Annotated in this window: 13 protein-coding genes; 9 read left to right on the top strand and 4 right to left on the bottom strand. The window is 62.8% G+C overall.

All coding sequences use genetic code 11. The features are described 5' to 3' along the window. Positions 1 to 166: 166 nt before the first annotated feature. From IYY11_RS03295 to IYY11_RS03285, 3 genes are all read right to left on the bottom strand, one after another. A complete protein-coding gene (locus IYY11_RS03295) occupies positions 167 to 1,168 on the bottom strand; it encodes a ParB/RepB/Spo0J family partition protein (RefSeq protein ID WP_196402700.1) in 1,002 nt (333 codons plus the stop codon). Further along, entirely contained in the window at positions 1,165 to 1,914 is a 750-nt protein-coding gene (locus IYY11_RS03290) for a ParA family protein (protein WP_196402699.1), read from the bottom strand. The genes IYY11_RS03295 and IYY11_RS03290 overlap by 4 nt, the downstream gene beginning before the upstream one ends. Before the next feature lie 508 nt (positions 1,915 to 2,422). Further along, the gene (locus tag IYY11_RS03285; protein WP_246719591.1) at positions 2,423 to 2,809 is read right to left on the bottom strand and encodes a single-stranded DNA-binding protein; all 387 of its coding nucleotides are present in this window, start codon (positions 2,807 to 2,809) and stop codon (positions 2,423 to 2,425) included. Between the two features lie 726 nt (positions 2,810 to 3,535). On the opposite strand from IYY11_RS03285, the gene IYY11_RS03280 reads away from it, so the two are divergent. The 3 genes from IYY11_RS03280 to IYY11_RS03270 all read left to right on the top strand — a co-directional run bounded on the left by IYY11_RS03280 (position 3,536) and on the right by IYY11_RS03270 (position 5,373). Further along, positions 3,536 to 3,772 (top strand): hypothetical protein, encoded by a 237-nt coding sequence (locus tag IYY11_RS03280; protein WP_196402697.1) that lies wholly within the window; start codon positions 3,536 to 3,538, stop codon positions 3,770 to 3,772. A gap of 20 nt (positions 3,773 to 3,792) precedes the next feature. Continuing rightward, positions 3,793 to 4,116: a DUF433 domain-containing protein gene (locus IYY11_RS03275; RefSeq protein ID WP_196402696.1), complete on the top strand. Its 324-nt coding sequence runs from the start codon at positions 3,793 to 3,795 to the stop codon at positions 4,114 to 4,116. A 153-nt stretch (positions 4,117 to 4,269) separates the two neighbouring features. Then, the gene (locus tag IYY11_RS03270) at positions 4,270 to 5,373 is read left to right on the top strand and encodes a Fic family protein (RefSeq protein WP_196402695.1); all 1,104 of its coding nucleotides are present in this window, start codon (positions 4,270 to 4,272) and stop codon (positions 5,371 to 5,373) included. A gap of 499 nt (positions 5,374 to 5,872) precedes the next feature. Here the strand turns inward: IYY11_RS03270 and IYY11_RS03265 are convergent, their stop codons facing one another. Continuing rightward, positions 5,873 to 6,352: a MerR family transcriptional regulator gene (locus IYY11_RS03265; protein ID WP_196402694.1), complete on the bottom strand. Its 480-nt coding sequence runs from the start codon at positions 6,350 to 6,352 to the stop codon at positions 5,873 to 5,875. 303 nt (positions 6,353 to 6,655) lie between these two features. On the opposite strand from IYY11_RS03265, the gene merT reads away from it, so the two are divergent. From merT to istA, 6 genes are all read left to right on the top strand, one after another. Beyond that, positions 6,656 to 7,048 (top strand): mercuric ion transporter MerT, encoded by a 393-nt coding sequence (gene merT / locus IYY11_RS03260; RefSeq protein ID WP_210331222.1) that lies wholly within the window; start codon positions 6,656 to 6,658, stop codon positions 7,046 to 7,048. 15 nt (positions 7,049 to 7,063) lie between these two features. Continuing rightward, complete coding sequence (gene merP / locus IYY11_RS03255) at positions 7,064 to 7,342, top strand: mercury resistance system periplasmic binding protein MerP (protein WP_196402692.1); 279 nt, start codon at positions 7,064 to 7,066, stop codon at positions 7,340 to 7,342. A 186-nt stretch (positions 7,343 to 7,528) separates the two neighbouring features. Beyond that, a complete protein-coding gene (gene merA, locus IYY11_RS03250) occupies positions 7,529 to 9,184 on the top strand; it encodes a mercury(II) reductase (protein ID WP_246719595.1) in 1,656 nt (551 codons plus the stop codon). A gap of 3 nt (positions 9,185 to 9,187) precedes the next feature. After that, positions 9,188 to 9,508 (top strand): hypothetical protein, encoded by a 321-nt coding sequence (locus IYY11_RS03245; RefSeq protein ID WP_196402691.1) that lies wholly within the window; start codon positions 9,188 to 9,190, stop codon positions 9,506 to 9,508. A 149-nt stretch (positions 9,509 to 9,657) separates the two neighbouring features. After that, positions 9,658 to 10,176, top strand: a complete 519-nt coding sequence (gene petA, locus IYY11_RS03240) for a ubiquinol-cytochrome c reductase iron-sulfur subunit (RefSeq protein WP_196402690.1) — start codon at positions 9,658 to 9,660, stop codon at positions 10,174 to 10,176. A gap of 292 nt (positions 10,177 to 10,468) precedes the next feature. Next, the gene (istA, locus tag IYY11_RS03235; protein WP_196402689.1) at positions 10,469 to 11,968 is read left to right on the top strand and encodes an IS21 family transposase; all 1,500 of its coding nucleotides are present in this window, start codon (positions 10,469 to 10,471) and stop codon (positions 11,966 to 11,968) included. Positions 11,969 to 12,134: the final 166 nt, after the last annotated feature.

Below are 12,134 nucleotides of genomic sequence, written 5' to 3'. Positions count from 1 at the left end.
CGAGACGACGGCTGCAGACCCTCTCCCCTTTCCCCCGCGCCTTTCCCACACCCTCCGGCGTCACTACGGCGCTATTTGATGAGCGCGTTCGGCCTCCGGGCGCTCCGCTTCGCTTCGTCCCTGCGGGATGGAAAAGCCGCTACCTGACGCGTGGCTCGACAAATCCTTACGGGAGAGATGCCTCCATTCGCATCTCGATAAGGGCGAGTTCGGAGAGCAACACATCGGCTTCGTCGTCACGCTCGTCCAATACGACGAGCGCAAAGTGCGACCCTCTATTCGAAACCCGCCCAAGAACTAAGCGACCGCCTCGTTGCTCATGGCGGACTCGTACGATGACCTCAGATGAAGATTTTCGTGGCGCCGCCGGAGCGAGCTCGCCCGTGCGCAGCCCTCGTGCGTCCTTTTTCGAGGCCTCCTCTACCGGCTGAGGCGCAAGATGCTCCGGGCGGAAATTCCGATCTGTCGACAAATCTGCTTTGTCGCTGTCGTTCGGCTTCGCAGATGCTTCCTCGATGAACGCTTCGGCTTGCGGGCGCGTAAAGGATTCATGCCGCGCGCAGAATTCCTCGACTCTTGCCGCGTCTCGCTTCCACAGCTGATAGAGTTCATAGACCGCCCGAAGCGGCGATGTTGAAAGCTTATCTCGGAGAACCTTCGGCATCTGCCCGACCGATGCGTGCATCGCGACGAAGCCCTTGCTCTTGGCGAGGCGTCTGGCGATATCCTTTTGCTTCTCCCCGGCTTTCAGCCGCGTTTCGATGAAGGCGGCGATCTCGGTTGCCGACAGATCGTCGCGCTGTATGTTTTCGACCATCTGATCGTATGGATCATCGCCGGCCTGCCCTGGCTGAATGATCGCCTTAATGGTCGTCAGACCTGCTATATTCGCCGCCCGAAATCGGCGCGCCCCGAAAACGATGCGATGCATGCCGTTTTCTTGCTTTTCGGTGATGCCGATCGGCTGGAGCAGGCCGCGTTCGCGGATCGAAGCGGCCAATTCTTCGAGCGCCAGCGCATCGAAATTGCGACGCGGCTGTCCAGGGTCCTCCTCGATCAGGCTCAAGGCAATCTCCAGCGGCGCGCCATTGGAGCCGATGGGCGGCTCAAGCCCCTCGAGATGGTCGAGGAGCGCCGCGACGTCGTCGAGTTTTTGGGCGTAGCTCATGTAAGCTCCATTTTCGCGGCGAGTTTGTCGAAGACGATCCGCATTTCTCGACCAGCGTCGCGGGCCGCTGTCTTCGGTAGGCTCCAGACGGGTTTCTTTTCCGCCAGAGCCTCGCCGATCGACGAGCGCTGCGGGATCACGCCGTCGAAGAGATATTTCGTGCCGAACTTCTGGACGAGGTTTTTCAGATTGTCGCGCTGGCGCGGCGAGGTCGTCTGCAGGCGGTTTGGTATCAAGCCGAGAAAGTTGAGCCCAGGATTGTACTTCTGCCTGACGCCGACGATATGTTTCAAAAGCGTCTCGATGCCGTCGATCGCGTAATCATCGAGGTCGATCGGCGCCAACACGAAATGGCCGGCGATCAACGCGGCGAGATTGCGCACGCCGAAGGTCGGCGGCGTGTCGATCACCGCGACATCATAGGCGCGCGAGGCATCCTCGAGATTCGAACGAAACTGCTGAATGAGCTTTCCGTCTACCGTGAGAATTCCGCGCAAGGCCGGAGTGGCGGGCGCGACGCGGATGCCGGGCGCGGACAGCGGCGGAAGGGCGACGGGGCGGCTAAAGAACGTCGCGGCCTCAGGCTCGCCAATCTGAGCCGAGAGCGTCGTCGTGCCATTGCTCTGCGGGTCCAGATCGAGAAAGAGCACGCGTTTGCGATGCTCGGCAAAATACCAGGCGAGGTGGACGGCGATCGTGCTCTTGCCAACGCCGCCCTTCTCGTTGTTCACGACGATCACTTTCACGAGACGGCTCCAGTCGAAGCAATGGACGCATAATGAGTCCTTCTTCGGTTCGAGACATTTGATGTTTCGACGAATCAGTCGGCGGGACGTTTCAACGCAAGAAGCAAATTCAACTGGTCTTGCGCGACTGTGAGATTTCACAGGGGTAGAATCAGGTTTGCACGACAAACTTCGAGAGGAAGCGATCGTCGGCTGCGCGAGACGGATCGCTGAGCCGTAATTTGGGACAGGTCTCGCCTCGAAAGTTTGCCAGACAAACTTCCGCACATGCTTCAAAGAGGATGAGCAAAAGCGCGCGGCGCGCCAGGGCGCGACCTATCGCACTCCATGGGAGTCGCGACACGCGTCGGCGAGATGTCGCAAGCGGAGGAGCAACGCTTCGCGCGTGCCCCCGAAGTTTGCCAGACAAACTTCGGGGCAGCCGTCACTTGAAAAAAGGCAAGCGTACGCGTCGCTGCCCGCGACGTTTTGAAGGGCGGGGCGGCGCGCGGCCGCCCCGTTCTCCGCGTCACTTGCGCTTGGCGGCTTTCTTCTGCGTCTCGGGCGCCGCGTCGGCCTCGTCCTTGTCGGACTTGTCCGCCTTGGCGGAAGCGACGATCGAGAAATCGTCGCAGTTGAGGTCGACCGTGTAGACCTTCTCGCCGTCCTTCTCGAAGCTGCTCTGCTTCAGTGTGCCGCGCGCCACAACCAGATCGCCGGGCTTCGCATAGTCGCGGACATATTTGCGGGCGCTCTCGCTCCAGATCGTGATCTCGTTCCAGTAGGGCCTGTCCTGTATCTCGCCGTTGCGGTCCTTGAAGGCGTAGTTGGCGCAGATCGAAACGCGCGTCGTCTGCCCGACTTCACGAACCTTGCCGATGCGGCCGAGGATCTGGAATTCCGCGAAAGTCTTCATCTTGCTCTCCATCGTTGGGGCGGCTGCCCCGGTTGCGATGGCTGGCCGTGATGGCCGCAAGGGCGACGCCATAACCGTGCCCCGGAACGGCGCGAGGCCGAAACGATGTGGAGGACCAGAAGGCCGCGATAATTTTGTCTTGCGCGAGGAATTGGCGCGGCACGCGCCAAGGGGAAAATTGTCGTGGCCGCAGGGTTTTGGGCGGCGACTGCGGCCATAGGACGAAACGCCATGCAACCGGAGGCGAGCGCACGTAAACGGAGAGCGATGTAGAAAATACGCGGCGAATTCTGATTATCGGAACGTCAGGCTTCGTGAAGCCAGCGAGCCAGCGCCTCGATCTCAGCGCTGCTACCGTCCCGAAACCGCTCGGCGAAGAATAGCAGCGCCTGCGGGAACGAAATCCGTTGGGACGGCGCCGATCGCAGACCAAGTCGCGCGCGCCAAACCGCCTGGTCGCGATGGCGCGGCGCTGGTGAGGAGCCAGAAGCCGGATCGGCGAGGCGATCGCACGCTCGACCGGAGGCGACGCTCGCCCGAAGCGACACCGCCTGAACGAACGCATGGGCCAGGCCGGCGTACGTCGCGGGAAAACAGTGGGAGCGCCAAGAGGACGGGACGGCGCCAACGCCCCGGCCGGCGCGCCGCCGACGAGCCCATGCGAGCGGCCGCGCCTTGCATGGATGGGTTCGGGCGCAATATATTTCCATCGGTCGGAGAACCATTATGCCGGCGATGCTGTTGTCGAAATCGGACGCCGCGTTCGTGGCGGGGCTCGACGCCACGGTCGTGGACCGCGCGATCGATCGGCTCCGCATCGGACGGCCGTTCGTGCAACGCCGCCGACGCGCGCCTCTCCTGACGCCGAAAGGCGCCTTCCTTATCGCCGCCGATCATCGATCGCGCGCGATGTCGCCGCGCCGGCGCGCCAGGAGCTGCGCAAGCGTCTCGCCACGCTCTTGAAGGAGAAGCCGATCGAATCCGTGAAGGAGCTCGCAGTTCCCTCCTCCGCATTGCCGATGACAATCGACTTCAAGCCCGTGTCGGACAGCGTGGCCAAACGTCTCTCCGCGCTCGAAGCGGCGCTCGCCTTGATCGTCGAAGACGACGAGATTCAGGCCGGGGCCGCGACCTTTCGCGGCACGAGAATTCTCGTGCGGCCGATCGCCGAGGCGCTGCGGCGTGGCGTCCCGGCCGACGACCTCATGGAGGATTACGGGCTCTCGCAAGAGCGGATCGCGGCGGCGCGCGTCTATGCGAACGCGCGGCCTCTGCGGGGTCGGCCGTCGACTTTGGTCCCGAGGTAATATTGCGGCGGCGCGCGCGTCCGCTCGCACCTTCGGCCGGACTCCAGCTTCCGGGGAGAGACTTACCGGGCTTGATCGCCGCATTTTTTGCGGCGAAAACACTTGCGAGCGCGGCGAATGGGCCCTATAATCACCGCACGCGACGCGGTTATTATGACATACGTTCATGAAACTAAAGACTGGCCCGCCTTCAGATGGAGTCAAGAGCGCTTGGCGGATCGCCTCGCGTCTGTCCGCCACCGGCAGGGACGCCTTATCGGGCGCATGGAGGGGCTCGGCTTTCAGCTGCGGGCCGAAGCGGTCCTTCAGACTCTCACTGAAGAAGTCCTGAAATCCAGCGAGATCGAAGGAGAGCTGCTCGACAAGGAACAGGTGCGCTCCTCCATTGCTCGTCGCCTCGGCATGGACATTGCTGGACTCGTCCCTGCCGATCGCCACGTGGAAGGCGTCGTCGAGATGATGCTCGACGCGACCCAGAATTATACGGCGCCGGTGACGAAAGAGCGGCTGTTCGCCTGGCATGCCGCGCTGTTTCCGACCGGCCGCAGCGGAATGCGCAAGATCGTCGTCGGCGCATGGCGCACCAAGGCGTCAGGTCCAATGCAGGTCGTCTCTGGACCGACGGGGCGCGAACACGTGCATTTCGAAGCGCCGGACGCAGTCAGGGTCGAGGAAGAGATGCGGGCTTTCCTCGGTTGGTTCGAGGCCGACCTGTCGATCGACCCCGTAATCACAGCCGGTGTCGCGCACTTGTGGTTCGTCACGATCCATCCGTTCGAGGACGGCAATGGCCGCATTGCGCGCGCGGTCGCCGACCTCGCACTCACGCGTTCGGAGGGCAACCCGCAACGCTTCTACAGCATGTCGGCGCAAATCCGCCAGGAGCGGAACGCCTATTACGAAATCCTGGAAACAACCCAGAGAGGCGACCTCGACGTCACCGCTTGGCTCGAATGGTTCCTCGACTGCCTGAACCGAGCTTTCGAAAGCGCTGAGACGATCTTGGCTTCCGTTTTGCGAAAAGCGCGCTTTTGGGACGCTCACGCCGGGGAAAGGCTCAACGACCGGCAACGAACGATCATCAATCGGCTGTTGAATGGATTCGAGGGCAAGCTCACATCTTCGAAATGGGCGAAGCTCGCCAAATGCTCACAGGATACCGCGCTGCGCGACATCGACGACCTCCTCGAGCGCGACATTCTGATCAAGGATGCCGCTGGCGGCCGCAGCACGTGCTACTCGATGCGCCAGGTCTGAAGAACATCGGCGAAAGCGCGGGGCCGGGCTTGGCGCACGCATCCCTGCGCCGGAAAGCCGCCGTCTCGACGAGGCAAGCGGCAACCTTCAAGAGCTTGAGCTGCAGCGTCGCGAACTATGCCTTCGCCAGACTGCGCATGTTTCAACCCCGTGTCCGGCAATCGATCATTTCACGGTCCATCGCCAATTTGTCCGGAAACTATGTCTGACAATGGCAACTCGGGCAGGATGATTGCCGGACAAGAAAGCGGACATGTCCGGGAAAATCGCGATGGCGCCGCCCCGGCCGCGTAAACGCCGTTGCGGATGGTCTGCATATGCTGATCGTTCACGATCCTGCCAATCGCGGCGAGCTTCACGTCCAGTTCCTAAAGGCCGAGGCAGTCGCAGTTCGGCGTGCGCAGGCGTGAGGCGAGCAGCTCGCGCCAAAAAAGAAGGACAGCCCATGAGCAGGCCGCTGCATGAGTTGGAGCGAGGAAAGAGGAAAAATGTACCGACGCTACCGCCGCCTCATGACTGAGGTCGCCGTCGGCATTGGCGGTTGACGCCCAGAGGGTTCAACGGCTGGCGGCCGCGTATCGAAGAGAGCGTCAATGACCGCGCATTCAGGCACCCGGTCCCCGCTGCACTGAGCCGCCATTTCCGCCATCACCCTTTCGAGCCGCTTCAAATCCGCGATCTTACGCTGAATCTCCGCCAGGTGATCCAGCGTCAGCTCACGAACTTGCGCGCAGGTGTAAGCGTGTCCATCCACGAGGCGAAGCAGGCCGCGAATTTCATCGAGGCTGAACCCAAGTTGCCGGCTGCGTCGCACGAAGCTCAAGCGCTTGAGGTGGTCGGCGTCGTAAACGCGGTAGCCACTTGCGCTGCGATCAGGCGCCGGCATGACGCGGATCTTCTCGTAATAGCGGATCGTCTCGATGTTGACGCCGCTCTGCTTCGACAATTCGCCAATCGAGAGCCCATTTTTTTGCTTCATATCCGGCCTCTTGACGCTCGTGAAAAATCCTCTTGACCCTGTAGCAGCTACAGGCCCTATGGTCTGATTACTCCGGCCGAACGGCGCTGGCAAGCAACACGATGGGGGCAGCGGCAATGTGTGACGGCGAAGGTCTTGGTCTCATCCAGATGGCGATGACGCCGATGGGGCTCGCGGCGACGGCAGGCATTGCCGCCCTGTTTTTCCTTTTCATACGTTGGGTTCGCGCCTGAGGTTGGCGCGAGCCAAACCCGAAGGGGCTTCCGGAACGAAACGAGGAAAACCTCCATGTCCGAACAGATCATGTCCGAGACAGCATCCGACCGATCAGCATCCGGCCAACGGGCGGCAGATCGAGCGTCCGGCCGCAAGGCGCTGGCCGCCGGCGGCGTCGCCGCCATCCTGGCGTCGGCCTGCTGCCTTGGGCCGCTGGTGCTGGTGAGCCTCGGATTCAGCGGCGCCTGGCTCGGCAATTTTAAAGTGTTCGAGCCATTTCGGCCGCTGTTCCTTAGCGCGGCGTTCGTCGCGCTGTTCTTCGCCTGGCGTCGAATCTATCGCCCCGCCGCAGCCTGCAAACCAGGAGAGGCCTGCGCCGCGCCGCGGGTGAGGTCGGCCTACAAAATGATCTTCTGGGGCATCGCGGCGCTGATCGGAGGGTCGACCGTCTTCCCCTATGTGCTTCCGCTGTTCTACTGAAAGAGGACCCCGAACATGAAAAAGCTCACCGCAGTCATCGCTATGGCCGCCGTTTTCAGCATGTCGGCCTTTGCCGCAACGAAGACGGTCACTTTGTCAGTGGCTAGCATGACCTGCGCCGCCTGCCCGATCACGGTCAAGAAGGCGTTGATCAAGGTCGAGGGCGTGGAATCAGCCGAAGTGAGTTACGAGAAGAAGGAAGCCGTCGTAACCTACGACGACGCGAAAACAAACGTCGAAGCGCTCACCAAGGCGACCGAAGGGGCCGGTTATCCTTCCGAACTGAAGAAGTGAGCCATGGACGAAACACCTTCGATCAAGACAGCGCTCGAACATTCGTTTGGCGCCGCGATGGGCCACGCCATGCCGCTTCTCGCGCGCCTGCGCCATGTCCTCGGGCAACGAATCGTTTCTGAGGAATCCCCCGCCTCATCCGATCGAAGGCGCGAAGGGAATAGTGTGGTCTTGCAGATCACCGGCATGACCTGCGGCAGCTGCGCGAGTCATGTCGAAAAGGTCTTGCTCAAAGCCCCCGGCGTGCATGAGGCGAACGTGTCCTACGCCGAAGGGACGGCGCGAGTCAGCGGCGACGGGGCGCTCGACCCCGCGGCGCTTTCCGCCGCTGTGCAGGCCGCAGGCTATCAAGCAGTTGTCGCAAAACGCGCCCGCGGCGTCAGCCCTCCAGAGAGTGGGCCCGGTAAAATACTCAATCGCGAAGCCAAGCAAGAGCGCCGGGGCGCGCCGTTGCGTGTGGCGATCATCGGCAGCGGCGGAGCAGCGATGGCGGCCGCGTTGCGCGCTGCCGAAGACGGCGCGCGGGTCACGCTGATCGAGCGTGGGATGATCGGGGGGACATGCGTCAATGTCGGCTGCGTGCCCTCCAAAATCATGATCCGCGCCGCTCATATCGCGCATCTGCGCCGGCAGAGCCCCTTCGACGAGGGCCTTGGGGCGAGCGAGCCAACAATTGACCGCGGAAAACTGCTCGCCCAACAACAGGCGCTCGTCGATGAGCTGCGGCACGCTAAATACGAGGGCATTCTTGAAGGCAATACCGCCATCGCCGTGCTGCGTGGCGAAGCCAGGTTCCAAGACGGTCGCAGCCTGATCGTCCGGCTGAACGAAGGCGGCGAAAGCGAAATCAGTTTCGACCGCTGCCTCATCGCCACGGGCGCGAGCCCGGCCGTCCCGCCCATTCCCGGACTGAAAGAGACGCCCTACTGGACCTCGACCGAGGCGCTGGCGAGCGACACAATCCCTGCGCGCCTAGCGGTGATCGGCTCGTCGGTGGTGGCCGTCGAACTGGCGCAAGCCTTTGCGAGGCTTGGCGGCAAGGTGACGATCCTCGCGCGCAGCACGCTGTTCTTCCGCGAAGACCCGGCGATCGGCGAGGCGGTCACGGCCGCTTTCCGGGCGGAGGGCGTCGAAGTGCTGGAGCACACGCGAGCGAGCAACGTGGCGTTCGCTGACGGTGAATTCGTGCTTACGACCGGTGACGGCGAATTGCGCGCCGACAAGCTGCTGATCGCCACAGGCCGCGCGCCGAACACGTGCGGCCTGGCGCTGGAAGCCGCCGGCGTCGCCGTCAACCCACAGGGCGCAATCATCGTCGACACGCGCATGCGCACCAGCGCGCCCCATATTTACGCCGCCGGCGACTGCACCAACCAGCCACAATTCGTTTATGTGGCGGCGGCGGCCGGCACCCGCGCGGCCATTAATATGAGCGGCGGCGACGCCACCCTTGATCTGACCGCCGTGCCGGCCGTGGTGTTCACCGATCCGCAGGTCGCCACCGTAGGCTACAGCGAGGCGGAAGCGCACCATGAGGGCATCGAGACCGACAGCCGCACACTGACGCTCGACAATGTGCCGCGCGCCTTAGCGAATTTCGACACGCGAGGCTTCATCAAGCTTGTCGCCGAGGCAGGCTCGGGCCGGCTCATTGGCGTGCAAGCCGTGGCGCCGGACGCGGGCGAAGTCATCCAGGCGGCGGTGATCGCCATTCATGCACGGATGAGTGTACACGACCTCGCCAATCAGCTCTTCCCTTACCTGACGATGGTCGAGGGGCTGAAGCTCGCCGCGCAGACGTTCAGTAAGGACGTGAAGCAACTGTCCTGCTGCGCGGGGTAAGCGATGAAAGAGCGCTTGACGCCCTGTTGCAATGGCGATCCTGCCGACTGGCGTCCGCTGAACGCGAGGCAGCGCCGAGCCAGGCTGATCGTCGGTGTCGCCCTGCTGTCGCTGGCTCTGGCTCTCCCCTGGTCAGCCGTCAGCTGGATCGCGCTGGCCGTCATCGCAGGCTGGCTTGGCGCGACCCACATCCTCGCGGCGGCGATGGCCTATCCCGGTTGCCCGGAACTCGGGGCGGCGCCCAGTCTTCTGCTCGGCCGCTGCGTGAGGATCGGCTGCTCTCCATGGCGGTGGTTGGACGCGAGATTTCGCCTGGCAGCGTAATGAGCGCCGCCGCAAGTGTTCGACGCCTTGATGCTACCCGCTTTAATCGGTCAAGCGGCTTGGCCAAGGTCTCCCTCGCGAGACTTGGCGGGCGCGCTATATGCTGGGGGGATCGTCATCAAACTCGCCAGGGAGTTCCAGGCTCAGAGATGGCTGAGACGGCAGAGGCTCAACCAAACCGCCGTGACATACTTTACGTCGCCACAGGCGCAGCCGCCGCCGCGGGCATGGCCGGAGCCGTCTGGCCGCTCATTGCGCAAATAAGTCCCGACGCCTCGACGCTGGCGTTGTCTTCCGTAGAGGTCGATATCTCCGGCATTGCTGAGGGGCAAATCGTCACGGTGAAATGGCGCGGCAGGCCGGTCTTCGTGCGTCATCGCACGAGGCAGGAGATCGAGGCGGCGCAAAATACGCCGCTCTCGGACCTTAGCGATCCCCAGCCCGACTCCGCGCGCGTAAAAAAGCCAGAATGGCTCATCGTCGTCGGCGTCTGCACGCATCTCGGCTGCATACCTATCGGTTACGAGGGCGAATATGGCGGATGGCTCTGCCCCTGCCATGGCTCCGTCTTCGACACATCCGGGCGAATTCGCGCCGGCCCCGCGCCAACCAATCTCGAAGTGCCCAAGTACTCCTTCATCGGCGCCACCCGAGTCAAGATCGGCTGAGAGCGGGTGTCCGATCGCTCCTCACGTCTCAGTCAATTCTCGTCAGCGGAGGCTCCGAACAGTGCGCGCTTGCGACACAAAATCGCACTGCTTGAAGCGGGATGCGGCGCGAACTATGTCTGTTTTCTCTTCGAGCGAGGAGACCATGCTTCGTTGGGCTCGACCGCTGATTGTGTACGCGGCGGCGCAATAATCGGCCATTGAGCGGCGCATATTGCGGCCGCGTGGCGGCGTAAAACCCGGCCAGTTTTAGGCTGACTTCCCGAACATTGATTCGGGAGGGCGGCCGGGGATGTTTGCGGTGGAGATTTATGCGGCGGTTCGACGCTTTGTTTTCATTGAGGGCAATAGCCGGCGTGAAGCGGCGCGCGTGTTTGGACTGAGCCGGGACACGATCGCGAAGATGTGCCGCTATTCGGCGCCGCCGGGTTACGTGCGCACAAAGGCGCCGAAGCGGCCGAAGCTCGGGCCGCTGCTCCCGGTGATTGACGCGATCCTGGAGACGGACAAGACGGCGCCGCCGAAGCAGCGGCATACGGCGAAGCGGATTTTCGAACGGCTGCGGGATGAGCACGGCTTTGCCGGCGGCTACACAGTGGTGAAGGATTATGTGCGGCTGGCGCGCACGCGCTCGCGCGAGGTCTTCGTGCCGCTCGCTCATCCGCCGGGTCACGCGCAGGTGGATTTTGGCGAATGCGTCGGCGTCATCGGCGGCGTGCGGATGAAGCTGCATGTGTTCTGCTTCGACCTGCCGCAGTCGGACGCCTGCTTCATCAAGGCCTATGCGGCAGAGACGACGGAAGCTTTTCTCGACGGCCATGTGTCGGCCTTCGCGTTCTTTGGCGGCGTTCCGCTGTCGATCCTCTATGACAATCTCAAGATCGCGGTGGCGAAGATTCTCGGCGACGGCAAACGCCGGCGCACGCAAGCTTTTACCGAACTCGTCAGCCATTTTTTGTTCGACGATCGCTTTGGTCGCCCGGGCAAGGGCAACGACAAGGGGAAAGTAGAAGGACTGGTAAAATATTCGCGGGCCAATTTTCTGACGCCCGTTCCGCATGCGCCGTCCATCGAAGCGCTCAACGCCAGGCTCGCGGAGCGCTGCCGCGCTCGCCAGAACGAGCGCGCCGGCCGGCATGAGCAGACGATCGGCGAGAGGCTCGTCGCCGACATGGCCGCCTTTCGAGAACTTCCCGCCACGCCGTTCGAGGCTTGCCACAAGGTCGCGACAAAGGTCTCGTCCCTGTCGCTCGTCCGCTATCGCACGAACGATTATTCGGTTCCCACAAAGTATGGCTTTCGCGACGTGCTGGCGAAAGGCTTCGTCGACGAGGTCGCCATTTTCTGCGACGGCGCCCTGATCGCCCGTCATGCGCGCAGCTACGCCCGCGACGATTTTATTTTTGAGCCGCGTCATTATCTGGCGCTGCTCGAACAAAAGCCCGGCGCGCTCGATCAGGCGGCGCCCTTGCAGGGCTGGACGCTGCCGGAGACGCTCGCGCATCTGCGCCGACTTCTGGAAACGCGCATGGGCAAGCGCGGCAAACGCGAGTTCATTCAGGTGCTGCGGCTGACGGAAGTGTTTCCCGAAGCCGTCGTCATAGGCGCGGCGCTCGACGCCATAAGGCTGGGCGCCATCGGTTTCGACGCAGTCAAACAACTCGTCATCGCAAGAACTGAGAACAGGCCCGCGCGTCTCGATCTTTCCGCCTATCCCTACCTGCCGTCACTGAACGTCAAGACGACATCGCCCGCCGATTATCTCGCGCTCGTTTCCAGGGAGGCGGCATGACCACGTCCGCCTCTGCCGATATCCCTGCGCCGCCGCGGGTTTTGCTCGGCCATCATCTGCGGCAGCTCAAATTGCCGACGATCCTGCGGGAATACGAGAAGGTCGCCGCCGAGGCGGCGCGCGAAGGTCAGGATCACGTCCGATACCTTCTACGCCTCGTCGAACT

The organism is Methylocystis sp. H62, assembly GCF_015709515.1.
Classification (GTDB): Bacteria; Pseudomonadota; Alphaproteobacteria; order Rhizobiales; family Beijerinckiaceae; genus Methylocystis.
This window is presented reverse-complemented; position numbering and strand designations above follow the sequence as displayed.